33 protein-coding genes and 1 pseudogene are annotated in these 23,933 nt (G+C 36.6%); 26 read left to right on the forward strand and 8 right to left on the reverse strand.

The genetic code is table 11. The annotated features are described in order from the left end of the window. Positions 1-324: 324 nt before the first annotated feature. Positions 325-600 (reverse strand): YesK family protein, encoded by a 276-nt coding sequence (locus QGM71_RS19540; protein ID WP_327609239.1) that lies wholly within the window; start codon positions 598-600, stop codon positions 325-327. Between the two features lie 183 nt (positions 601-783). Here QGM71_RS19540 and QGM71_RS19545 point away from each other — a divergent pair, with 183 nt between their 5' ends. From QGM71_RS19545 to QGM71_RS19610, 14 genes are all read left to right on the forward strand, one after another. Next, entirely contained in the window at positions 784-954 is a 171-nt protein-coding gene (locus QGM71_RS19545; protein WP_327609240.1) for a hypothetical protein, read from the forward strand. A 215-nt stretch (positions 955-1,169) separates the two neighbouring features. Continuing rightward, complete coding sequence (locus tag QGM71_RS19550) at positions 1,170-1,658, forward strand: GNAT family N-acetyltransferase (protein ID WP_327609241.1); 489 nt, start codon at positions 1,170-1,172, stop codon at positions 1,656-1,658. Positions 1,659-1,808: 150 nt separating this feature from the next. Next, on the forward strand, positions 1,809-2,336 hold the full coding sequence (locus QGM71_RS19555) for a GNAT family N-acetyltransferase (protein WP_327609242.1): 528 nt from the start codon (positions 1,809-1,811) through the stop codon (positions 2,334-2,336). Next, the gene (locus QGM71_RS19560) at positions 2,333-2,521 is read left to right on the forward strand and encodes a hypothetical protein (RefSeq protein WP_327609243.1); all 189 of its coding nucleotides are present in this window, start codon (positions 2,333-2,335) and stop codon (positions 2,519-2,521) included. Before QGM71_RS19555 ends, QGM71_RS19560 begins: the two co-directional genes overlap by 4 nt. A 20-nt stretch (positions 2,522-2,541) precedes the next feature. Further along, positions 2,542-2,853 carry a hypothetical protein gene (locus QGM71_RS19565; protein ID WP_327609244.1) on the forward strand — a complete coding sequence of 104 codons (312 nt, stop codon included), beginning with the start codon at positions 2,542-2,544 and terminating at the stop codon, positions 2,851-2,853. Between the two features lie 156 nt (positions 2,854-3,009). Beyond that, positions 3,010-3,702, forward strand: coding sequence for an aspartate/glutamate racemase family protein (locus tag QGM71_RS19570; protein ID WP_327609245.1), 693 nt, complete (start codon positions 3,010-3,012; stop codon positions 3,700-3,702). 52 nt (positions 3,703-3,754) lie between these two features. Beyond that, positions 3,755-4,138 (forward strand): hypothetical protein, encoded by a 384-nt coding sequence (locus tag QGM71_RS19575; protein WP_327609246.1) that lies wholly within the window; start codon positions 3,755-3,757, stop codon positions 4,136-4,138. Positions 4,139-4,165: 27 nt separating this feature from the next. Beyond that, positions 4,166-4,441 (forward strand): 2TM domain-containing protein, encoded by a 276-nt coding sequence (locus QGM71_RS19580; protein WP_327609247.1) that lies wholly within the window; start codon positions 4,166-4,168, stop codon positions 4,439-4,441. Between the two features lie 200 nt (positions 4,442-4,641). Then, a complete protein-coding gene (locus QGM71_RS19585; RefSeq protein WP_327609248.1) occupies positions 4,642-4,995 on the forward strand; it encodes an ASCH domain-containing protein in 354 nt (117 codons plus the stop codon). A gap of 163 nt (positions 4,996-5,158) precedes the next feature. Then, positions 5,159-5,308, forward strand: a complete 150-nt coding sequence (locus QGM71_RS19590; RefSeq protein ID WP_327609249.1) for a hypothetical protein — start codon at positions 5,159-5,161, stop codon at positions 5,306-5,308. Between the two features lie 62 nt (positions 5,309-5,370). After that, positions 5,371-6,303 (forward strand): phosphotransferase, encoded by a 933-nt coding sequence (locus QGM71_RS19595; protein WP_327609250.1) that lies wholly within the window; start codon positions 5,371-5,373, stop codon positions 6,301-6,303. Between the two features lie 48 nt (positions 6,304-6,351). After that, a complete protein-coding gene (locus tag QGM71_RS19600; RefSeq protein WP_327609251.1) occupies positions 6,352-6,474 on the forward strand; it encodes a hypothetical protein in 123 nt (40 codons plus the stop codon). A 424-nt stretch (positions 6,475-6,898) separates the two neighbouring features. Then, on the forward strand, positions 6,899-7,933 hold the full coding sequence (locus tag QGM71_RS19605; RefSeq protein ID WP_327609252.1) for an ion channel: 1,035 nt from the start codon (positions 6,899-6,901) through the stop codon (positions 7,931-7,933). Between the two features lie 38 nt (positions 7,934-7,971). Further along, complete coding sequence (locus QGM71_RS19610) at positions 7,972-8,727, forward strand: phosphorylase family protein (RefSeq protein ID WP_327609253.1); 756 nt, start codon at positions 7,972-7,974, stop codon at positions 8,725-8,727. A 92-nt stretch (positions 8,728-8,819) separates the two neighbouring features. On the opposite strand, the gene QGM71_RS19615 is transcribed toward QGM71_RS19610, so the two are convergent. Beyond that, positions 8,820-9,446: a metal-dependent hydrolase gene (locus tag QGM71_RS19615; protein WP_327609254.1), complete on the reverse strand. Its 627-nt coding sequence runs from the start codon at positions 9,444-9,446 to the stop codon at positions 8,820-8,822. A 226-nt stretch (positions 9,447-9,672) separates the two neighbouring features. On the opposite strand from QGM71_RS19615, the gene QGM71_RS19620 reads away from it, so the two are divergent. The 3 genes from QGM71_RS19620 (at position 9,673) to QGM71_RS19630 (ending at position 11,842) form a co-directional block, all read left to right on the forward strand. Then, on the forward strand, positions 9,673-10,182 hold the full coding sequence (locus tag QGM71_RS19620) for an NUDIX hydrolase (RefSeq protein ID WP_327609255.1): 510 nt from the start codon (positions 9,673-9,675) through the stop codon (positions 10,180-10,182). Positions 10,183-10,243: 61 nt separating this feature from the next. Next, positions 10,244-10,531, forward strand: a complete 288-nt coding sequence (locus QGM71_RS19625) for a hypothetical protein (protein WP_327609256.1) — start codon at positions 10,244-10,246, stop codon at positions 10,529-10,531. Between the two features lie 498 nt (positions 10,532-11,029). Next, the gene (locus QGM71_RS19630) at positions 11,030-11,842 is read left to right on the forward strand and encodes a helix-turn-helix transcriptional regulator (protein ID WP_327609257.1); all 813 of its coding nucleotides are present in this window, start codon (positions 11,030-11,032) and stop codon (positions 11,840-11,842) included. On the opposite strand, the gene QGM71_RS19635 is transcribed toward QGM71_RS19630, so the two are convergent. Then, entirely contained in the window at positions 11,777-13,012 is a 1,236-nt protein-coding gene (locus tag QGM71_RS19635) for an MFS transporter (protein ID WP_327609258.1), read from the reverse strand. The two genes, QGM71_RS19630 and QGM71_RS19635, sit on opposite strands and share 66 nt — an antisense overlap. 255 nt (positions 13,013-13,267) lie before the next feature. Between QGM71_RS19635 and fosM the strand changes: the two genes are divergently transcribed. Together fosM and QGM71_RS19645 are read left to right on the forward strand one after the other, a co-directional pair. Next, complete coding sequence (gene fosM / locus QGM71_RS19640) at positions 13,268-13,720, forward strand: FosM family fosfomycin resistance protein (protein WP_407703058.1); 453 nt, start codon at positions 13,268-13,270, stop codon at positions 13,718-13,720. A 12-nt stretch (positions 13,721-13,732) separates the two neighbouring features. Beyond that, entirely contained in the window at positions 13,733-14,206 is a 474-nt protein-coding gene (locus tag QGM71_RS19645; protein ID WP_327609259.1) for a GNAT family N-acetyltransferase, read from the forward strand. 73 nt (positions 14,207-14,279) lie between these two features. Here QGM71_RS19645 and QGM71_RS19650 read toward each other — a convergent pair whose 3' ends face one another. Continuing rightward, entirely contained in the window at positions 14,280-15,611 is a 1,332-nt protein-coding gene (locus tag QGM71_RS19650) for a D-serine ammonia-lyase (RefSeq protein WP_327609260.1), read from the reverse strand. Between the two features lie 184 nt (positions 15,612-15,795). Here QGM71_RS19650 and QGM71_RS19655 point away from each other — a divergent pair, with 184 nt between their 5' ends. Next, positions 15,796-16,527, forward strand: a complete 732-nt coding sequence (locus QGM71_RS19655; RefSeq protein ID WP_327609261.1) for a hypothetical protein — start codon at positions 15,796-15,798, stop codon at positions 16,525-16,527. A gap of 102 nt (positions 16,528-16,629) precedes the next feature. Here QGM71_RS19655 and QGM71_RS19660 read toward each other — a convergent pair whose 3' ends face one another. Further along, positions 16,630-17,142: a YusW family protein gene (locus QGM71_RS19660; RefSeq protein ID WP_327609262.1), complete on the reverse strand. Its 513-nt coding sequence runs from the start codon at positions 17,140-17,142 to the stop codon at positions 16,630-16,632. 243 nt (positions 17,143-17,385) lie between these two features. Further along, entirely contained in the window at positions 17,386-17,790 is a 405-nt protein-coding gene (locus tag QGM71_RS19665; protein ID WP_327609263.1) for an ion channel, read from the reverse strand. 148 nt (positions 17,791-17,938) lie between these two features. Between QGM71_RS19665 and QGM71_RS19670 the strand changes: the two genes are divergently transcribed. Both QGM71_RS19670 and QGM71_RS19675 read left to right on the forward strand, forming a co-directional pair. Next, the gene (locus tag QGM71_RS19670) at positions 17,939-18,202 is read left to right on the forward strand and encodes a hypothetical protein (protein ID WP_327609264.1); all 264 of its coding nucleotides are present in this window, start codon (positions 17,939-17,941) and stop codon (positions 18,200-18,202) included. 119 nt (positions 18,203-18,321) lie between these two features. Then, positions 18,322-18,990 carry a Dph6-related ATP pyrophosphatase gene (locus tag QGM71_RS19675; protein WP_327609265.1) on the forward strand — a complete coding sequence of 223 codons (669 nt, stop codon included), beginning with the start codon at positions 18,322-18,324 and terminating at the stop codon, positions 18,988-18,990. Positions 18,991-19,359: 369 nt separating this feature from the next. Here QGM71_RS19675 and QGM71_RS19680 read toward each other — a convergent pair whose 3' ends face one another. Continuing rightward, positions 19,360-20,121, reverse strand: a complete 762-nt coding sequence (locus tag QGM71_RS19680) for a PAS domain S-box protein (protein WP_327609266.1) — start codon at positions 20,119-20,121, stop codon at positions 19,360-19,362. A gap of 285 nt (positions 20,122-20,406) precedes the next feature. Here QGM71_RS19680 and QGM71_RS19685 point away from each other — a divergent pair, with 285 nt between their 5' ends. The 4 genes from QGM71_RS19685 (at position 20,407) to QGM71_RS19700 (ending at position 22,935) form a co-directional block, all read left to right on the forward strand. Continuing rightward, positions 20,407-21,342 (forward strand): DUF4349 domain-containing protein, encoded by a 936-nt coding sequence (locus tag QGM71_RS19685; protein WP_327609267.1) that lies wholly within the window; start codon positions 20,407-20,409, stop codon positions 21,340-21,342. Between the two features lie 25 nt (positions 21,343-21,367). Next, positions 21,368-21,709 carry a hypothetical protein gene (locus QGM71_RS19690; RefSeq protein WP_327609268.1) on the forward strand — a complete coding sequence of 114 codons (342 nt, stop codon included), beginning with the start codon at positions 21,368-21,370 and terminating at the stop codon, positions 21,707-21,709. An 890-nt stretch (positions 21,710-22,599) separates the two neighbouring features. Further along, complete coding sequence (locus QGM71_RS19695) at positions 22,600-22,776, forward strand: helix-turn-helix domain-containing protein (protein WP_327609269.1); 177 nt, start codon at positions 22,600-22,602, stop codon at positions 22,774-22,776. Between the two features lie 36 nt (positions 22,777-22,812). Next, positions 22,813-22,935, forward strand: coding sequence for a hypothetical protein (locus QGM71_RS19700; protein WP_327609270.1), 123 nt, complete (start codon positions 22,813-22,815; stop codon positions 22,933-22,935). 740 nt (positions 22,936-23,675) lie between these two features. On the opposite strand, the pseudogene QGM71_RS21905 reads toward QGM71_RS19700, so the two are convergent. Further along, positions 23,676-23,765, reverse strand: a pseudogene (locus QGM71_RS21905) (hypothetical protein); the annotation flags it as partial. Positions 23,766-23,933: the final 168 nt, after the last annotated feature.

Here is a 23,933-nt window from a genome sequence, read left to right on the forward strand (position 1 = left end):
TTTTAATTTTAGATAGGTCAGCATAAAGACGTTGCAGTTGCTGAAATTAATAAATTTACAGAACTTGATGTACGTTATGATTTGATTAGGTCAACTGGAACGAATCAAAAGAGCGCTACTAAAAGAACTGAAGATAACTGTCGATACGGTGATTCAGCTAACTATACCCCTCCCTTCACTACTATTGCAGTTATTAAACGAAGAGAGTGATTGTGCAGGCAAGATATTAATAATGCAGTTATTAATGAAAAGGCACAAATAAAGCCTACCCTTGAGTAGACTTCTACGACAAAAGATATGAAGTGGTTCACAGCACTCCAAATTTTATTTTATCAGTTTCCTTAGTTCACTCGTACTGGAAATCATTGCAGTTACAATTAAAGCAATTGCTGATCCAATGAATACTGCGAAAGCAAGCATCCCTAAACCAAGGCCAGTCCATTCTCCTGCGAAAAACGAAAGAATAATTGCTGCAATGCTTATTAGTAAAAAAGTCAGTGGGATGATAAATTTTAATGGTGACTTTTTCCTGTGGTAGACCCAGCTTATTCCTATAAGAAGAACACTAGTGATTGCTGAAATTATAAGTAGATCCATCATGGTAAACAACTCCTATTCGCTAAATTATTATTCAATCCCTTTACTTCTTTTCATGTGTCCGCAACAAACCACATCTTTAACAGAATATCATAATAATTATAACATTAAGGGAAAGATAATTATTCATACCCATCACAAGGAAAATTCTGATATTATAAAAGTAACAAACTAGGAGGTACTTTCATGGAAATCGTTTCTATATTAATGGGATTAGTTATTTATATAGCCCCGATCATCATTCTATATTTTATTATTCAGCTTGCGGTCAGAAAGGGCATTGATAATTCTGAGGCAGGAAGAGCTATAATTGAAAAGCATTATGAAAAGTCCTCAATGGATAACAATAAGAAGTAGTATATATTCTGGAAAATATTAAATATAATTACATCAACCAAGAGAGACGGAATTCGATATGAAATTCTATCTCTCTGTTTTTTTTGAGGAGGATGATAGTGACAAGATATAAGCTTCTTATCTGATTATAGGAGAGTTACTTTCTTAAAAAAATGTATGTTATACTATTTAAAATATTGAAATATAATTACTCGTCTCTTAAGGAGGAGAATATTATGACGTATACTGTTCGTAAAATGAAAGATAACGATATAGCGCAGGTACAATACGTGGCGAAAGTAAGTTGGAATGCTACATACGAAGGAATCATCCCCTTATCCATTCAAGCCAACTTTCTAAAATTAGCCTATAGTGATGAAATGATGAAGCGGCGATTAGAGACGTCAACCATCTTCGTTGCAGAGTTTGATGGGAAAGTTGCCGGATTTGCTAATTATTCTCCTGTTTCTGAGGATGGAAAGGTGGAACTAGGTGCTATCTACTTAATACCTGATCACCAGGGAAAAGGAGCTGGAACAGCCTTACTAAAAAAGGGGATTGATGAGTTGGAAGGTGTTAGGGAAATTTTCATCAATGTAGAAAAGGATAATGAAATTGGAAAAACCTTTTATGATGCAAAAGGATTTGAATTCGTCTCCGAATTTGATGATGACTTTGATGGCCATATCTTGAAAACAATTCGTATGGTACTACAAGTAAAGTGAAACTTTGAATTAGGGAAATGAAGAAATCTAAGTTCATTCTGGGATCACTTTCTTTTCATGCAGGCATTATTAAACAAGAGACGGCAATTGTTATTCGGGGGGATAGGGTGAGCCTACTACATATATGCAACCAAAGGGAGAATAAAATCGATGAAAATAAGGAAAGCAATCCTCAATGACGCTGCCCAAATTGCAAAAGTACATGTGGATAGTTGGAGGACTACATATAAGGATATTCTTCCAGATGAGTTTTTGACTAGTCTATCCTATGAGCAACGAACGACATTGTGGCAAAAAAATGTGAAAGAACAACAAGTGTATGTAGTTGAGAAAAGCAATGGAAAAATTATTGGATTTTCAGTTGGAGGCAAGGAAAGAACGGGTAATTATGATGGTTATGATGGTGAGATATACGCCATTTATATTTTCAAAGAATACCAAGGAAAAGGGATTGGAAAAATGCTAATGCAGCCTGTTGTTGAGAATCTCGAACTAGAAGGTATCAATTCAATGATCGTTCTGGTTTTAGAGGATAACCCTGCAAAGTATTTCTATGAATCATTGGGTGCTAAAAAGATAGATACGTTGAAAATAAAAATAGCTGATGCGGAGCTTAATGAGTTAGTGTACGGATGGGATGATATGAGTAAATTGTTAATCCGAGAGGTGAAAATGTGAAAAATAATCCTAAGTTAACTTTAATTGTATCCCTTTTGGTTGTAGTAGGTATTCCTGTGTGTTTTTTTATTGTTTCCTTAGCTACAGGTAATTGGAATTTCTTCTATTTTAGTCTTATACCTGGTTGGGTTCTTGGAATTGTTAGTGTAGTTCATTCCATCCAACAATTAAAAAAAGCTAAGTAGTTTATAGGTGAGGTGAAGCAATGAGTGAATGGAAGCTAGCTAGTATTGTTATTATAGAGATTTTATTTGCCAGTGCAATCGGTCTTCTTTTAACAATTTATACATTGGGACCATCCTACGAGCAACTTGATATTACGTTTCAAGGTAATGTTTGGGTTATCTGGTTTGCGGTTTCTATTATTTTATTCTCAATCACTACTATAACAGTCTCCTTTTATTCTGTTAAATACCCTCTCAAAAAACGTTTGCAGACATGGATGTTTTGGTTTCTATTTGTTGGAGCAATTGTGATAATCATTTTGCCTTATTTTAAAGGTGAAGTTCCTTATTAAAAAATCAGTGAACAGGGTGAAGGAAAATGTTGTGTGAACAATTGACCTAGTAAAAATCCGAGATATTGTTGTTCGGTTTCGGAAAGACACATTTCGAGTGATTTTTGGCGATGAATTAAACTGTGAGGTAATTTGCCTTAGGGGGGAGGTCTATAAGTGAAAACTATTGGTCTAATTGGTGGAATGAGCTGGGAGTCATCCATTGAATATTATCGAATCATCAATGAGGAAGTAAATGCTGCATTAGGTGGCCTGCATTCTGCGAAGTGTCTTCTTTATAGTGTTGATTTTGAAGAAATTGAGCGCTTCCAAGTAGAAGGCAATTGGGAAGCTGCTGGTAAGCTATTGGGTAATGTTGCAAAGTCATTAGAAAGGGCAGGAGCAGATTTTATTGTCATCTGTACGAATACGATGCATAAGGTAATTGCACCAATTGCTGAAAGGATAAACATCCCCATCATACATATTGCTGACGCAACAGCCGATCTAATTAAGAAACAGGGATTAAGAACAGTAGGATTATTAGGGACGAAATATACAATGGAACAGGATTTCTATAAATCACGACTTGAGTCACAGGGAATTGAGGTTTTAGTGCCGGGTCAGTCTGAACGGGTTAGAATCAATGAAATTATTTTTGAAGAATTATGCTTCGGGAAAATTAAAACTCCATCAAAGCAGTATTTTCAGGAAGTCATGAAAGGCTTAGTTGAGGAAGGTGCAGAAGGAATTATATTAGGATGTACGGAGATTGGTTTATTGATAAAACAGGAAGATACAGATATACCTTTATTTGATACGACAAGGATACACGCAGTTGAAGCGGTTAAACAGGCTTTAGGAGATTGATTTGTTCTTCAAGTATACAGGCATAGAGAAAATTTAAAGAAATGGTGATTTCATGTTTAATTTTAAGTCTGTTGCTGTTTTATTCTTGTTAACTATTGTGTTAATAGGGTGTCAAAACAGTCAACTTAATTTAAGTGGAAATGTAACTAGTATAGAAGTGACAGATTGGGATAATGAAGAACTAGTGAGTACAATCAGTGACGAAGAATTTATTAATGAACTTATAGTTGAATTAGAAAGCGCGGTTGTAGGATCAACATCAGGTATGGATTTTGCTTCTCCTGATTATAAGTTATCCTTCAAAAACAATGAAGAAACGATATATGAATTAGGATATTACAATGAAGTCATGCAATTATCCGTTGAAGGAAGTTACTGGAGCTTTAATGAACAATTAATGTATCAGTTATTGATGCCATTACCGGTTGAGGGATAGAGATTAAGTATGGGAGGTGGAATGAGAATGGATGAGAACGACAGGTATGAAAGAGCTAGGAAAAGAGTGGAAAATCTAAAGGCATTTTATATACATTTGACCGTTTATGTACTTGTAAATATTATGCTGATTATTATTAATATGGTTACAGAACCCAATGAATTATGGTTTATCTATCCGCTTGTGGGGTGGGGCATTGGATTAATTGCACATGGGCTATCAGTCTTTTCTGTGGGCCTGTTTGGACCTGCGTGGGAAGAAAAGAAAATCAAAGAATATATGGATAAAGACAAGCGAAAATGATCATAAAACACGTATAAGGAGCCTAGTATTGTTTCCTGTTTTTCATCTCGTAAATAGTTGAAGGGGAAAGCTTTATAGTTATAGTTATCGAATTATATAATGTAAGAGATTATAGTGATGAATCTACATGTCACCAGTGTGAGCCCGAAATGCAGTTTTTAGATAATAGCTCTATAAAGATAGAATTAGGAGGACTAAAGGTGATACATACAATGGGTTTATATGAACAACCATTTCAATCAATTAAAGCCGGTAAGAAGACGGTTGAAGTCAGGTTAAATGATGAGAAAAGAAGGTTAATAAAGCGAGGGGATATTATTAGATTTAGGGAAGTTCCTCATCATGCTGAGGAACTTAAAGTCGAGGTACTTACATTAAGAAACTACGATACTTTCAAGGAGATGTACGAAAGTATTCCCGCTGAGGACTTTGCTGCAGAAGAACGTTCTGTAGATGAGATGGTGCAAAACACATATAAAATATACACGCCTGAACAAGAAAAGAAATGGGGTACACTGGCAATTACAATTAAACTCCTGGAAGGCACCCCGTGAGATGGATTCTAAAGGTTATTTATACCTGCAGGAATGAAAAATTTATTTGCGACTTTTTATCAGAAACTAGTTGGGATGAAATCTTAATTAAACAGGAATATGAATGTTTGAAGATGACCTAAAAATATAATGAATGTTGAAATGAGCATAAAGGAGAGAATAAATGACCTTTTTAACTATTATGCTGATATTGATTACAGGTCTATTATTGCTTTTAGCAGGACTTATAGTTAAAAATAAAATACTAGCAGCGTTATCAATTATTCCACTTAGTGCATCTGTATTACAGTTAATATACTTGCTTCTAATATAATTATTGATATGTGATCTGATAGGATAAATTTAAATGTTTAATATAGGAAAGGTTTGAAACTTATGAATGGAATAGAGGTATTAAGTAGGTTCGGCTTTCACACTGATGAAGAGCCAGTTAGCATTTATCCCTTTTCACCTGTCTACCGAGTTGCCCGCAAAAGTGAAGATTTAATTATTAAAAAGACACAGGGGCCAATTGAGCGGGCGCAGCGATTGATGAGGTATACATCCAATTTAAAAGAGAATGGAATTAACGTTGTCACACCTGTACAGCTAAACAAGGAAAACCCGCAAACGATGGGAGACGATACTTATGTTGTCTACCCTTTTATAAAAGGAACAGTTTATACAGGTGAGGCAAATGAAATTTATCTGGCAGGAAAGCTTTTAGGGAAAATACACAGCCTTTCACCGAAAGAAAATGTCTACCAATTAGAGGAATACGATGTTTATGATTTTTCCCTCGATGAAGTGGTAGAAAGCATGAAGAATATAGGAAAGAATGCTGCAGACAATAATTTTTACATAGAAAGAATGCAGCTTAAGCAGAAATTAATTCATATCATCTCTCAGCAAAAAGACCTGAAAGAAAGCGGATTGCCTAACGTGATGACTCCCCATGATTATAAGGCGAACAACTTAATTTATATGCCGGAGCCATACTTAGTTGACCCAGATAACGCACTATGGATTCCACGTATTTTTGATTTAGCATTGGCTTTACTTTTATTTCATAATGAGCTGGATGAAGCGCCAGATACCATATTCACACCAAAACAATGGCAAACTTTCCTCTCCGGCTATAAAGAGTTTGTGGAGCTTACTGAGATAGAACACGCCTACTGGAAAAAGGCTATAGAGCATATATTTCTGGATGAAGTAATGTGGCTTATGGACGAATACGAAGAAGATTGGGCTAAACCCGCTCAACGAGAACTCTTTCACAGCTTGATTGGTCTTCTGCTAGATACCAGTTACTATAGGCTGGATTAAAAAATTGCATAAGAAATCATATAACAATTTGAAAAGATGAGGGTTAGTTTGTTTAAAATCATCACAATCATGCTGTCCGTATTTGTTATCGGCTTATCTATTTCTGATTACGAAGAATTTTACGTTATTACTGGCATAGTGTTGCTTTCACCACTCCGGGTACAAGTGTAACATCCGCTCAGCTTAACTTCGTTCGCTTTGCAGTGTGTTCTTTGCCGTGGGCAACGCTTAAGATGATGTTATTTCGATGAACACGACGTTCTAGTGTCGTCGTTGGTCATCGATGTATGTTTTCGGCAGAGCAAGTAACCACAAAACTGTTTCACTGAAAATACGCTATACTTTTGTACCTAGTAATCGCAAAACGCCTCAAGGAAATACTAACTTGTTTTTGTAACGATTAATCGCAGGTACAGACCCAATCTTTTAGAAAACGGACATTAAATTATAGGGTTGAATAGTAACTTAAATGTTTCTATCTAAAATGGGAAAATCATAGAAATCCCAAAGATTACTACATTATTGAAAGAGTTTTTGGAGTTTCAATGATAAAATGGTAAGATAAAACCATTTTAGGACAGTTAGGAGAAAAGAAATGTTTTTTCGAATTATCAATAAAGCAGTTAAGGCGGATGCTAAGGCAATTATTTTTATTGGATTAATAGTGTTTGTTTTAATCTCGACTAGAATTATTCAACTAATCGAACCAGAAACATTCAATTCTTACTTTAACGCATTATGGTGGGTCATGACAACGATTACTACAGTAGGTTATGGTGATATATCACCTGTAACTGTAGGGGGCCAATTATTTGCCATTATTGTTATATATATATTTGGTATCGGGATTATGGGTGTTGCTATTGGATACATAGTTGATGTTTATGTGGAATATAAGAAGAAAAAGGAGAAAGGTAAATTGACATATAAAGGTAAAAATCATTTTGTTGTTATCAATTACTCAAAGCGTTCAAAGGAGACGATTGAAGAGCTAATAAATATGCATGACAAGATAGAAATAGTATTAATCGATGAAACTATCAATATAACTCCTTTAGATGATGAAAAGGTTCACTTTATATCCGGTGATCCAGCGGATATTCGCGTTCTTGAAAAGGCAAATATTTCAAAGTCTAATTCTGTCATGATTTTTTCTTCGGAAGGTGTCTCAAATGCGTCGTTTGCAGATGGACAAACCCTCTTAATAGCAATGGCTATTGAGAGTTATTCAGAAAAAATAGACACACCAATTTATACAATTGCTGAGGTTACTAGTGAGAAACACATCACAAGCTTCATACATGGTGGAGTTGACGAATTTGTAACACCTAACCATACGAGTGCCAGATTGATTGCCAAAAGCGGTTCTTATAAAGGGGTAAGTGAAGTATTCAGGCAGCTTACCTCATCCAATTATGGAGAGGATATATTTATCATTAAACCGCATAGAGGTTGGAAGACATACCAAGATGCCTTTAATGATTTATACAAACAAGGAGCAACCTTGTTATCAGTTGATAATAACCTGGATGTTTCTGCTAAATCGAATGAAAAGCTTAATGGAAAATCAAAGCTATTAATTGTATGTAAAAATGATACTTTTGAAGAAATAAAGAAGTATGTTTCATAAAGAGTTGCTATCCTATTTTGTATCGGAAAGGAGCATATATGAAACTATACGGTGAATTCACGAAAGAAGATTGGATACAAGCCTTGGAAATCGAAGGGAAATCAATTCCAACATCTTTTATTCTGCACGGCCAGTGGGATCATGAGTGGAATATTGCCACATGGAAGGAAATATTGGCTAATGAGCAATGGATCCCCAGCTGGAATGCGATTGTTGGAGAGTATAATAATAATCAAATTGGTTTTGCTAATGTATTTGGGGGTCCTTCAGCTTCTATGATTGCTCACCGGTTCTCAGTCCTTGGTACAGAAACCTTCATCCAAACAGGTTATTTCGGTGGTTTATCACACGACGTGCAGTACGGTGATATTCTGATTGTAACAGGTGCATATATGGAAGATGGTGTCTCACAGTGGTATATCCCAAATGAAACAATGGTATATGCAAATCAAGAGCTGGTAGATAAAGCAATCCTGTTCTGTCAGAAAAATGGGTACAGTTATACGACGGGAACTGTTTATTCAACTAGTGCAATGCTGATGGAAACAAGTGAGATGGTTAAAAGCTGGGCGAAACAAGGACATGTTGGGGTAGATATGGAGACTGCTGCAACGTTTGCTATCGCACAGAAGTTTGATAGAAAGGCAGTAGGTTTGCTGAATCTTTCAGATCATATTATAGCAGGAGACACGTTTTATACTGGCAATAAAGAAAGAGATAAGATAGAAAAAGAAACGGATAATAAGATCAGGGAGATAGCTTTATATCTAGCAGGTCTGCATCTAAAGGAATAATGTTAAAGGTATTTCCATGCAGGAACAGGTACAGGTGCATTTCAGCCAGGTAGAAGAAACACATTATACCGTAAACAAACGCACCTGTATTTCTATATTTCTTTTGCTGACACAGGCAAGAACAGCTTTATTCCTCTCTTGTTGAAAGGTAATAGTTTACTGTCTGCAATTAAATGACTGATGTATCCAGCAAGGCAACTGTAGTACATACCATCAATTCCTAATGACGCCTCTAGCTTGGAAGCAATGACTCCGAAGAAAACAACCCCTACTATAGAATGGGTATAGCTGCGATGTGAAACAACTGATGCAACTAAAATGTATATTCCCAACAGGGTCAGCCACGTTTCTTGTAAGGAGAGTCCGCCTGCTATTACACCAACTCCAGTAATGGTCAGCATATGCTTTTGTTTAATTAATGACGATACGATTATAATGCCTGCCCCAATACCGACCCCACGCCATTTTTCTATGGTAGTCCCTTCGTATAAGCTATAAATAATCATCAGAACAGCGATTAATTGAGCCGCTGACCGAATCATCTTATGGGATAAAGTGATTTTTCCGCGAAGCTTCCCGTCAATATCGAGGTCTGGAATTAATCCTGAAATTCCTCCTGCTCCAACTAATAGGAAGGTTGTAGTAGGGCTGGTGCTGTAAGTATTTGCAATGATGAATCCTGCTGCTGCTCCAATTGCGACGTGTGCTGTACCATTCACTATTAAATTCACCTCATAACATATTTTGGTGGCATATAATTAAGCCACGCATTATATAGTTTACAATAAAACATTCGTTCTGTTTAGAGGTAATTTGAATCAGTTTTAACAGTACTACAAAAATAAAGTATGCAGATTTTATACTTTAAAAAAATTGCTAAGAAGGATTTAGTAAGTAATTTATCGAATTATATAATGAGGGAAAATACTTATAGGAGCAATATACATGACAACAGCGTATGTGAATTGGGGAAATTCAAAGGTAAAATTAACGTGGAAGCAGGATAATCGGCTTCCTTCACGAAACTTAATTACAAGTGTTCACGGTTTTTGTTTTTATAAAAAGAAATTAGTAATGGTGGATTTAGAAGACCGGGGTTGGGATTTCCCAGGAGGACATATCGAGGTCAACGAGACACCAGAACAATGCTTTAGGCGTGAAGCAATGGAGGAAGGATGTATAGAAGGAATATGTCATCTACTAGGTTACTTAGAGGTAGACCATCATGATAACCCGGTCTGGAATGAAGACAGTGTCTATCCATTAGTTGGTTATCAAGTTTTTTACTGTATGCATATTGAACAATTGCACCCATTTAAAGCGAGGTATGAATCAACCAGTCGAACCTTAATAGATCCAAGTGATGTTGCTGATTATTATAAGAATTGGCATAAGGTGTACCAGGCAGTTTTGGATAGTGCATGTGAAATGGAAAGAAGAAACTCTAACCAATGAATACTGGCATTACATTGAGCCTGTGAAGATTACTATCTAAAGATTGTGGAGGAGAAATTTGATGAAACTTTTACTAGAATTAGTACGTATCATTGTTATATTTGCTTTGCTTGGTGGGTTAGCATGGTATATTCTGGAACAAGTTTATTCTAATAATAATGCTGTTAAAGAGTATCAATGGCTCGGGGCTGTAGGTATCTACATGCTGCTCTTTGTGTACTACCGAAATCGTCTGCAGTTTTCAGGATGGTATAAAGGTAAAAACAGAACAAAGCTTCCAAAGAAAACAGCGCTTGGCTTGTTTGGCCTTTCTGTAGTATTTATAGCATTACCTTTTTTCTTGAATTAGTATGAAAGATACAATAATAGTATGTTTTTTTATTAATTGTTTAAAAATATCTACATAAAGGAATTATAAAACTAAGTAAACAGAAATAATCAAACAGGAGGACACATCATGGGACGTTTATTAAGGAGATTAATTAGATATGGGCCAATTATATATCCTTTTGTTAGAAGATATATGAAAAATAGGAAGAGGAAGAATACGGTTAATCGCTAGTTGATTCCAAAACGAGGACGGAGCTTAGCTTCGTCTTCGTTATTTGGCTTGCTTAAATTTAGTTCTCAAAGCTGCTTACTGGCATAAATACAACCTGGGGAAATGATATACTTACTGTAGATAAACTGGACTTATCCGATTCGAAGGGAAAACACCAACGAGTTTGCTCTAATCGTTTTATTTGGCACATTATTTTTTCCGGTATTGGATTAATTGTTTATCCGTTTATACGTAATGATGGACTGGATCTTTATCAGAAGTATTAAGGAATAAGGAGATAAGTTTATGATACTTAATCACAGCAATGGCCTGCTTCTCATGCGTCATGATAATCTTGGAGAGCGTAGTTGGAGAAGTGATGATTGCTATAAATTAATTTTTTCGCCTATTGGAAAAGGCATTTATCAGACAAATCAACGTGACGTGTCCATTGATACCAGCCATTTTATGATTCTTAATCCAGGGCACGAACATAGGCAGGTTTATGTGAAAGAAGAGAAGTTTCTGGTGGAGATAAAGCAACCATTGTTGAAAGATGTAGCAGATCAACTGGGAATTAACATGAGGGAACCTGAGTTTGCATTGTTATCCTATAAAAATGCTCACCTGAATAAATGGATATCATTCATTCGGGAATACATATCATTAAGCGAAGGCCCAACTCTTGAAACGAAGGAATTCTTTATTGATAACAGCATTACCCAGCTTGCAATTTTAATGCTGCAATATGGCCCAGGTGTCCATCATGAAGAACTTCCCCACAGTAATTTACCAGGTAATATAACTAACGTAGTTGATGCTGTAAGGCAAAGCTACGATATAAATTGGTCCTTGGATGACATGGCAGCTCTTTCCGGTTTAAATAAATTTCAATTTGCTCATACGTTTAAGGAAGAAACAGGATTATCACCTTACTCCTGGCTGCAGCTGTATCGATTAGTGAGAAGTCAGCATTTACTGAAACAAACAAAAGAGTCGATTCTTTCGATTGCCTTAACTGTTGGGTTTAAAAATGTTTCCTCCTATAATAATTTATTTAAAAAAGTTTACGGGAGAACGCCGACTGAGTTTCGCTTGTTTTATCGTAAAAACAGCTAGTCCAATAAGGCTTACAGCCATAATAAGGAACCCACTCCCAATCATTAAATGTCGAATGGGAAGAAGGTATACAAGAGCACCATAAACTACTAATGATATCGTATTTGCAAGATATAGTAAAAATGCATTTGAGCTGAATGCGCGTCCCAGCATTTCTGAAGGAACCAATGCCTGGATGAGGTAAACACGTGCCAGGCTTGAGATTGGCAGCCCAATCCCAACAAGTACCGCGCCAATAAAAAAATGCTCAACTTGGTATAATAATCCATAATAAGTGATTCCAACTCCCCAAATAGCTGCACCAATTAAATAGATTTTAAGATTCATCTTCTTGAAGAAATAGGGAAGCATCAGATTGGTTAAAATAACCGTTCCACCGAAGACACCTTGAAGAATACTGTATATTTCCTCGCTATTGGCAGTCAATTCATTGAGAGCAAGCAGTAATCCGACTTGCCAAACCCACGTGTTAAAGAAAACAATAATGAATGTAATCAGAAACAAATCCTTAATAGTTGTTTTTTCTTTTACCCAAACACAAAAGTCAGCTATGGCAAGTAAAATTCCTTTTATTGATTTAGTTATGATTTGTTTCTGTTCTGTAAAATGTACCTGGATCAGGCAGATAACACTAATCGTATAAGTCAGTGCATCGATAATGAAAAAATAAATTGCGCCATAGGACAATAACCAAATAGATAGAATAGGGCTTAGAACAGTAACACCGCGACTTAACGTATCATTTAATCCATTGGCCACCGAACGTTGTTCAGGCTTTGTAATAATTGGTAAAATAGCTCGGTGTGCCGGGTTAAAAAAACAGCCCATTGTTTGAATAACAAAACTAACGATGAGTAGATACGCAAAGGTTAGAATGCCGAACTGGTCTAAAAGAAATACGGATAAAACGAGCGGGATTCGAGCAAGATCAAGCATGATTAATAGCTTTTTCCTAGGTAGCCAATCAGCAATCACTCCACCAATCAATCCAAATAGAAGATAAGGAGCAGTGCTTGCAATTGCCATGCTCGTTGTATGTATAGTCGAACTGGTCATATCATAAGCAAGGAATAAAAATGCCATTCCTGCCAGTACGTCACCTAAGCGCGATATACATCCACCTAGTAGGTAATAGCGTATATTTTTATTTTTTAACAGTAATAGATACATGTTTGTCACCTCATGCTCATTTTATAGAGATGTGGCATGCGCGTCTTTCAATATATTGCTAGAATAATAGGCAATATACGGTACGATTTTGTGTGAACGCGGGAAAAACAGGTCTAAGCGCTGAATGCGACAGCGTAAGCGCGGGGAAAACAGATCTAAGCGCGGAATGCCGTAGCATAAGCGCTAGAAAAACTGATGTAAGCGCGGGATACCCGGGCGTAAGCATTGAACAAACGCTCTACAGACAATGCATGAATGACAATCATAATTAAAGAGGTGATCACAGTGAATATAAAAAATATAAATCATCTATTGTTTTCCGTGTCAAATCTAGAAACATCCATTCAGTTCTACCAAAATGTTTTTGATGCGAAGCTTTTAGTGAAAGGAAAGACCACAGCCTATTTTGACTTGGACGGGTTATGGCTTGCATTAAACCTAGAAAGAGACATTCCTCGAAAAGAGATCCACCAGTCGTATACGCATCTGGCATTTTCCATCGATGAAAAAGACTTTGATCAGATATATGAAAAACTGAAGCGTCTAAATGTAACTATTCTCAAAGGCCGACCGAGGGATGAACAGGATAAAAAGTCGATCTATTTTACTGATCCAGATGGTCATAAATTTGAACTTCACACAGGGTCACTGCAGGATAGGATGAATTATTATAAAAAGGAGAAACCACATATGGATTTTTTTGATTAAGGGGGTATAAACATGAATTTATCTGTTGAAAAAATGAATAAAAGCCATGCTGCAGAAATTCTTGGGTGGAGATACGTTGAACCGTATGGTCTTTATAACAATGAATTAACCGAGGATTCTTTAAAGGAAATGCTCGATAATGATTATTTTGTTTTATTAGACGAAGAGGAGCTAGCGGGTTATTTTTGTATTGGGAAATCAGCCCAGGTGCCAATAGGGCATCAGATTAATGCATATAGTGAGGATAGGATGGATATTGGCCTTGGAATGAAGCCTGAACTGACAGGCCAGGCAAATGGGTATGCATTCTGTTTATTCATATTTAATCACCTCGAACAAACTTATCATGCTTCTCACCAGCGTTTAACTGTAGCAACATTCAATAAAAGAGCAATTCATCTTTATAAGAAGTTAGGGTTTACCAAACAGAAGGAGTTTCACAATGGTTCGATCGAATTTATAACGATGGTTAGAAAAACTGAATAATTTTTAAGAAGCTCTTTAATGGAGGAGATTCTTCAACCTCATTAAAGAGCTTTTTTTTATTTTTTTATTTGTTCTACTCCAGTAACTTCTTGCCTTCTTCATAAAATGTCTTCATATCATCTTCAGGTACCAGCGATCCGCCAGTTGCCCAGGCAATATGGGATGCATTTTCTGCAAGTAACCCGTGTTTCTTGAGATAATCGGATTGCAGGACTTCCTTTGGTCCTAATAGCCCTGCAGTTGCAGATGGTTCAAGGTAAATATCTTCCGTATCACCTAGCATGGCAAGTAATTTATAAAGTGAGTTATCTTCCACAGTATAGATGCCACTTATTAATTTATTGCTGACAGATGTGGAGAATCGTGATGGTCTTCCTACGGCTAATCCATCTGCTGCTGTTAGGTTGTCAATGCCGAAATCCTGTACGCTGACTTTTTCAAATTCACCTGTCAGTAAACCAATTAAAACGGATGGTGAATGAGTTGGCTCTACAAAGAAGCAGTGAACATGGTCACCGAATACTTGTTTCAAGCCAAAAGTAATCCCGCCAGGTGAGCCACCAACACCACATGGAAGATAAACAAATAGTGGATGATCTTTGTCTACTTGAATGTCTTTTTCTTCTAATTGTTTTTTTAATCGCAAAGCAGCTACACTATAGCCTAAAAATAAATGTTTGGAATCCTCATCATCAACAAAATATCCATTCGGATTATCTGTGGTTTGTTGCCTGCCAGTAGTGATTGCCTCACTGAAGTCCCCGGCAAACTCATGAACCTGGGCGCCTTTTTCACGCAATAGATTTTTCTTCCATTGCTTCGCGTCTGCTGACATGTAAACAGAAACCTGAAAGCCAAGCTTTGCACTAATTATACCGATACTCAATCCAAGGTTTCCGGTGGATCCAACACCTATAGAATAATTTTGAAAGAAGGATTTGAATCTATCACTGGCAAATACCTTATAACTCTCGCCTGGGTTAAGCAAGCCTTCCTTAATTGCCAGGGATTCGGCATAATGAAGGACCTCATAAACTCCGCCTCTTGCTTTAATAGAACCCGCAATTGGCAGTTCATTATCGCATTTTAAATAGAAGTCACCCGGTATCTGGGAGTCTTCAGTTTCATTAAGTTTCTGCTGCATAGTTGAAATTTTCTTTAAAGGTGATTCAATGATTCCATTTGCTTCTTTCGTTTCTGGGAATGCTTTGACCAAAAAAGGTGCAAAACGTTGCCATAACTGTTCTGCTTCTTCGATGTCCTGTGTAGTTAGAGGCAGCTCATGAAATTCATTTTCTGTGATTAAATTAGGGTTTTGCCAATAAACTGGTTTCAAAGCCATAATTTTTTCTAGCAATGGATGTTTTTGTTTCCACGCTTCGAGTTCTGTATTTGTAAAAGCCATAGTACTACCACCCTTTATATAAGTTATCTATCTACATCTATTGTAACCTAAAAATAATGAGATGAAACTAACACGCCTTCATCAAGCAAATTAAGCATGCAACGACTCATTATTTTATATCATCTGGGGAAGCTAGAATAGGAAGGTACTTACAATACCCAATATAAGGAAGGATGTATATAAAATGAAGAAAAGTCTATTTTTTGTACTAGTATTTGCATTAACAATAGCCTTCTCAGGGCAAGATTCCCCGGCTCTTGCTGAAGCTGAAATTGATGATAATTCCGTATGGCATTTGGAAAAGGATTATCATAATAAGGATAACTTAGAGAAATACGAAACATTGATTAAGCTGGAAGCAGAAGAGATTGGTGTTGAAACAGAAGGCAAAGACCTTGTTACAATAGCAAAAGAAGTATTTGAAGCTAATCTTAGGAAAGCAGCACAGGAGCTGGGAATTGAAACAGAGGGAAAAGAAATAAAAGATCTTAAGAAAGAAGTACATCATGCAAAAGTAGTAGCAAAAGCAAAAGAGCTAGGTATTGAAACAAAGGGGAAAGTACCTGAAGCTTTAGCTAAAGAAGTTCACGAGGTTATGATAAGGACAAAAGCAAAAGAATTAGAGCTGGATACTAACGGAAAAGAGCTTGGTGAGATTGAAAGAGAAGTAAGAGCAATACTGCTTATTAGAAAAGCAGAGGAATTAGGTATTGAAACTAAGGGAAAAGATACGGAAGACCTGGTACAGGAAATTAGAGATAAGAAGATTTACCAAACTGCAGAGAAATTAGGTATAGACACGAGTGATAAAGGTGCAGATCAGCTGCTAGATGAGATAATTAAGGAACATGCAGTGGAAGCAAAAGAACAAAAGCTTTTTCCATTTGAAGAGAGGAAAATGATGTTTCATCATTAAAAAAACGAGCCTAAGCTCGTTTTTTATTGCTCATCAAACTCTGAAAAATAAATGTCTGTCCAATTTATTTACATCATCAGATGCACTTTTGATTTTTTCATCCTACTGGTGATATTCTTTTTCACTTCCATCTGCAAACTCAATTTCGAGTTGTACACTATCTGCATTTTCAGGGATATTAAATGCCTCCATAACAGTGTTTAATACTTCTTCATCTGGCGTGTTCTCATCAAAGTTAAAGGCAGTAAAAATAGCGTCTAGCTCTTCCATGGCTTCATTACCCTTGAGATCTATGTTCTCTGATTTATTTTTATATTCAGCTTCGGTATCATGGGTTTCATAATCGTATTCAACATCAACCACGTTAATTATGTCATTAAAATCAGCTTCAAGTTCAAACTCGGTGAAGTTATACGGAGCATTTGTATCAGCTTCTGTAGTAGATTCGCTACCAGCTTCATTGCCTGTATCGTTGTTGTCTGTTTCTTCCTGAACCCCATCCTCTGGTGCATTATTCGGTGGGGTATCGGTTTGATCCGTGTCACCACAAGCAGCTATAATAATCGTTAAGATTAGTACAGCACCTAATCGCACCCGTGCAATTCTTTTTTCCATTTTATGATCGCTCCCATCTATGTAGTATTTTTTATGGTTTCCAGATACAGAGGCATTTAAACATGCCCGATGATGCATAGGCACAAACGAGAATCTTTATTAAGCGGCATTTCCACATGCTTCAGCACATTTTTGACAATGGTCATGGTTGTATTTTTTACAATCATTATCACATGCTTCACAAAAAATGTTATCCCGGCAATTTATAAGCGAAACGAATAATTTAAAATCCCTTTCCTATACTTAATATTTATTATTTGAATTCGTTATTGCTTTCACAAAATAAGCTGTTGGGAGTAATAATCCTATACTTGCTTGTATGAGAGCGAAGAATCTAGCGCTTCCAACCGGAACTTGATCACCATACCCAACAGACAGTATGGTCACCCCACTGAAATAAAGGTATGTTAAAAAGGAATCGCCTGCAGGGTCTCCAGTTGGATCTGCTATTCTTAAAACCACTTCATTCATGGAAAGAACATAATAAAGTACTGCAAAACCAATTGTAATGCCAAGTAAAACAAAGAATAGTTTATAAAAAAGTGCAGAACTGGCATAACTCTTCTTATATGTCTTATTCGTAAAGAAATAGTAAAGGTTTACGCCAATAAACAGGATTGTTAGCCCTATTAGGATGGTAGAAATCATACAATATCCCCTTTTCAAGTTCCTTCTACTACCAGTTACCCTTCATAAAGGAAATGAAAACGGGAAAGAATACAAACACCAGTGCATAGATTGTCTTTTTTGTAATCTCAGACGAATTTTTTAATAGGATGGAAAGGAAAGTGAAAATATGGAAGTGGAAGGAAATATTATTTCCGGAGAGTTTGATCAAGTTAATGGTGAATTTATTCTACAGAGAGTGAAACATTTTCCAACAGAATCTACCCTTAAACGGAATCAGTTTAACTCCCTTTATAATTATCTGGAAAAGCACAAAAACGATGGCGAGGGGCAAATTTTGACTTTGTATGACCAACTGCTTGTTCGTCTGAGTCCGGAAGAGATCACTGTATTCATGGATGACTTAGATGACATCAGACCGATGTATCATTAGTAAGATAGACGAAAGGCATAATTTCTTAAAAGAATTACGCTTTTTTAGAGGAAAAAAATGGTCCGGAATAGAAATAAAACATAACTGGAAAAACATTATAAAAGGGAGGAGATGGCTGTATGAAAAACGTGATAGTGTCTTGGAGTGGAGGTAAGGATAGTGCTTTTGCGGTCTATAATCTAATAAATGAATGTGATTATCAGATTATGGGCTTATTATCGACTACCTCTGAAGCCAGTGGTCGTTTGCCGATGCATGAAGTGAAAAGGGAGTTTATTCAGGCACAGGCAGCGTCACTGGGAATTCCGCTGTATGAAGTGAAACTTCCAGCACGTGCCGGAAATACTACGTATGAAGAGAAGCATAGTCGGCAATTTGACAGATTTAAGAACGAGGGAATACATATGATTGCTTACGCTGATTTATTCCTGGAAGATATCAGAAGTTATCGTGATAAATTACTTAGTAAATCTGAGATGAGAGGACTCTACCCATTATGGGGGAAAGATACCAAAGATGTTGCCAGGGATTTCATAGATCAAGGGTTTAAAGCCATTATAACTGCTGTAGATACGGATAAATTGCCAGCTGAGATGGCTGGCCGGTATTTTGATGAAGCGTTCCTCAGGGACCTCCCTAACGACGTGGACCCATGTGGGGAGTACGGAGAGTTTCACACCTTTGTATTTGATGGACCTGTTTTTAACTTCAGTATTAATGTAAAGCCTGAGAAATTGTTTGAAACGATGGAAGGACGATTTTCCCATGTGGAGTTAATAGAAGAATAGCTTTATAGTTCTCCTAAATAGGATAACCTAAATAGGATAAAACGCACCAAGACACTTTAAAATATCCAATAAATTGAAACTAATTTTCCTCTTAGACGTACTTTACTAGTGCAGATGGTATTGCAGATAACACACCAACAGTTGATACAAACCAGAAGGAACCGCTTGGGAATCATGTTGTTATTAGTCACGAATTAGAGGAAGCCACTACGAACAGAATTAAGTTTGAGGATGAGAAAAGCTCCTGTGCGGGTAGATACAGTCACATGCTTTTAAAGGTAATGGATGTAACTGGCAGTATCCTTTCGCTAAATGAGGTTTATTTTACTGCCAGGTCGCGTGCGTTTTTTCGAGCAGTGGTGACTTATCCTACTTCTTCACTAGGTGATTTAAAGCCTGTTTAACAGTAGACATGGTCCGTAGGGTGTCTATATTGATACACACTTCGACTGCTGCCTTTGTAAGTTCCGGCCTGATCCCCGTAAAGATCAGCGTGATACCGAGCATACCTATAATTGCATTGATTTTATATAAGAATTCTACAACATGTGTGTCAATATTATAGGCTCCAGAAATATCTATAATTAAGTAGTCCAGATCATGATCTAGAATCTTTTGAGGAATGATATTTAGAAGCTGTTCAATTCGATCACTATCAAGTTCTCCAACAAGAGGTAAGACTGAAATCCCTTCGTGTACCGGTACGATAGGAGTGGCGACTTCCCTGATAACTTGTCTGAGTCTCTTCTCCGCTTTTCTTTGTGGAGTAATATCCCGAAGTATAGATTGCATGGCTTTTGTCTCACCAAATTCAACAGGATGACAGTACAGTTCCACATCTACCAGCGTTCCGTCTGCCTTTTTTACCGTTATCTCAATGAGTTCACCGATCTTATTTTCAATAGTGCCTTGGCGTATTCTTTCCACAAGAAAATCCCTGTCCTTATCAGTAAATACATCTAGTATATTCGTACCAATTATATCTTCTTTGTTAGCTCCTAAAAACTCAGCACCTGATTGATTAATATATAACACTTTATGATCTGAATGAATGACCGTAGTTTCGAATGAATATTCAACAATTTGCTGATACATTGTTTCTTTATCTATACCAGTTGGTGACTGTTCCACATCCCCACTCCTCTTCAACAAAAATAGTAACTTTGAGCAATTGTTACTTTAATACCAATATAATAATTTTAACATAAAAATTCAGTTTACCATCACGGTTTTTGTGATTTTATAGGATGACTCTCTACTTAAGGGATCTCTAAAAACTCATAGTAACGAATAATAACATTCAGCTACAGGAAATCGAACGCTGATCATTATATATAGTCGTAACTTTATTCAGTAAATTACGACTATAAAACAAAGAGATATAAATTCTATTAAAAAATGAACGGGGGAAATTAAATGAAAAAAATCTTACTGCTTATAATGACAGTATGTATTTCCGTTTTGGTGACAGCATGCAGTAACGACGATACAGCTGAAAATAGTGAAACAGGGAATGATGATGCTTCCTATTATTTGGAAGAAAGTGAAAGCAGTAGTGATTTAGCCACTGGTTCGAGTGGGGAAAGTGCAGGTAGTGACCAGGATTCAGCAACAGAATCAGAGACTTCAAATAATATGGATGCCAGTGAGTTAGATAGGAAAATTATTTATACAGGAAATCTTCATATTGAAGTAAAGGATTATCAAAAGGCTATAGATGAGATACAGGCCCATATAGCAGACCGTGGTGGATATGTTGTAGAGTCAACAATGCACGAAGGCGCGGAAAAAGGATCAACAAATGGGCAAATTACTGCGCGCATCCCACAGGATCAGTTTCAGGATTTTATCCGAGTTGTAGAAGAGGGAAGCGGCAAAGTCCTTGAAAGCTCCGTTTCCGGGCAGGACGTAACGGAGGAGTACGTTGATTTAGAATCACGGCTAAAATCAAAGAAGGTAGTGGAAGACCGGTTACTCTCTTTTATGGAGAACGCAGAGAAAACAGAAGATCTACTGACTATATCGAGTGATTTGGAAAAAGTTCAGGGAGACATTGAAGAGGTAACAGGCCGAATGAATTATCTTCAAAATAAAGCGGATTTAGCAACAGTTACAATTTATATTCAAGAAAATAATGTGACCATATCAGGAATTAATGAAGACGATTTAAATACGTGGGAGAAAACGAAGCAGCAGTTCTTGAAAAGCATCAATACGCTTCTTTCTGCCTTTTCAAGCCTTGTCGTTTTCTTCATCGGAAATTTACCAGTGCTATTAATAATTGGTTTCATTGGTTTTGTGACATTCTTGGTAATCAGGAAGCGGATAAAGAGTAATGAAAATAATAATTAAAAAATCGAATGGGGGAGGGAATACTTTGTTAAGAAGGTCTATGCTGGCATTTCTGTTAACCGCTTTATTTTTAACTGCATGCTCGGATGCTCAAGGACAGATATATTTCGGTGAAAGCGAGCATTGGCAAGTGGATTATGGAAGAGACGCCGTATTTATCATTAAATACGTTGGCGTAGCGGATGTTCCCGAAGAAATAGCGTATAACATTGAGCAGGGGTTAAGAACAACAAACGGCAATACTCACCTGAATGAGGAAGGTTTCTTAAAGGTGAAAAGTCCTCAGGATAATGAAGGAGACGCGGAAATTCAGGTAACGATAGATTGGGATGGGAATTCAGAAAGCTTAACCTTAGTAGAAAAATAGAATCCTAGAAATTAGAAAAGTGGTGATAAAAATATTCTTCTTCTAATGGCGCTTTTCTTGCCAGGGGAAATGCGGAAATTAAGGCAGGAATTATAGAGAATCGTATCGAAGTAAGTAATCGGGTCATTCTTGTTATCTGAATACTTACAATAAATGGAGAGGTTGATTAGTTGATGCATTCATGGTGGTACGGTTTCTATGCTATCATATTAGGAGTTTTATCATTTTTCACTGGAGAAATAGTGACTTTCATTATGCTGGGATTTGTAATAATAAGCTTAGTTAACATTAATACAACACTAAAAAAGATTTATGAGAATAGTAAAGAGAAGTCTAATCTATAAGACGCCTGCGGTTATTATATTGGAAATGGAGTGGTTTCATATGCCAACCTGTCAAAACTGCGGAAAGCAATGGACGTGGAAACAATTAAACGATTATTCCGGTGCTCTGCCCTTAATGTGGCGAGAGACAATACGAAACTTCCTCATCGAGATTAAAAAATAGTAATGATTTACTTTCCACTGTTGTTATTACTAGTTATCAACATTTGGCTCGATGTTAGCTTAGTAAAAATCGTCATTATTGCTGCGGCTGTCAGCCTGAGTATAATGGCTTTTTATCCATTCAGAATGAAATTGTCTAATGAGTTGGAGCCTTGGTGGTGACGGTGGGATACTGAGTTGAATGTCGTGCTCAACGTAATAACTAAACAATTTAAATCTTTATTACGTGTTTTCTCAGCATGTAATCAGGATATTTTTAAATATATATGGTATCTTATTGATCTTGCAAAAAGAATTTGAAAACAATTTAAACCTAAAATGCCCCTAATCCTCGTTTCGTTTCGATAGTAGTTATGAGAGAACTAAACGAAAGGAGGATTTAACTTGGAATTTAAACCAATGACTGTAAAAGAACTAGCTGGATATTTGGGTGTACACACAGATACCATCTACAAGATGGCCCGTCAGAACGAATTGCCTCATTTCCGTGTTCGTGGAAAAATTTTATTTACTCAAGTTACAGTGAATGCATGGATACGTAAACAAGAGCTTATTAATTGACAAGAACGTGAAAAGATTTGAAAGAGTTGTTATAACATGAACTATATTATAGAACTGAATGCATTCAGGAATTGGCTGCTCTTAAATGAAATTCTTACTAGCGCAATTGCTGTGGTATACGTTGATAGCCATGAACTACACGGTTGGTTGGAAGAGTAGCATTAATGCGCCTAATTTCGTTGTGCAACAATTAACCGGGCTGTCAAAGTAAGGATTATTAAATGCGCGAAATGAGCTGATGGAGCATAAATTAATTTATTGCGAAAAAGGAAAAAAGGGGAAGGCACCTATCTATAAAATGGTCTCATTGGTCAACTCAGTTGGCCAATGTGTGTACCAATTCGTATACCAATCACTTGACCATCACTAGACGAATCATTGACCATACCTAAACAAAAACTAAAACAGAAACAATTGAGCAGAAGTGGAAAGCAGGAAGCCGAAGACCCGTTTTTCATTTACAGACAAAACGTGATATATTTCGTTCAATTGCCATGGAGTCATTAATTACCTAATGTGAGATATTCGTTCCTCTTTTCGTAAAAAGCTTTATGATGATCCAAAAGGAGATCATCTCGTCATAATTAATTACTTGCAGTTGGTTAACCCAGTCCAAAGACGGAAACGCCGGGACTTGGAAATCGGTTCGGAATAGCCCAACAAGTACGGTAGAACTGGCTTTTCATAAAGAGTATGGACGGTTTGTGGACGTTGTTAGGGAGTATAGTATTAGCTAATAAATTGACTGTATAATTAAATTATTTTATACTATAATAAGAATAAGGTACCGAGTAGCGTCAACTACTCGGATACCAACAACTACAGACCGCATAAAGAGCGGTTGACCAAAAGTATGGTGTTTTGTAGGAAGAAGTAATCGCTACCATTGGTCTGGGCGGTTATTTCTTTTTGTTTAGATATACGACAATAGTTACAACGAGTGTAAGGATCGCTATTAGTGAAAGACTAAATTGCGATACTAGACTTAATGCTTCATATGTCCACTATACTATGTAGTTGCTAAATTTATATTATCATAATATTTTTAAAATTAACAGCACTAAAGGAATGTTTGTTCTTGTTTTGTTAGGGTAAAGGTATACAACTGAAAATAATTACATTTTGAGAATCCTCTTTAAAACAGTAGCCAAAAAAAT

This window comes from Virgibacillus tibetensis (genome assembly GCF_036026595.1).
Lineage (GTDB): Bacteria > Bacillota > Bacilli > Bacillales > Amphibacillaceae > Virgibacillus_P > Virgibacillus_P tibetensis.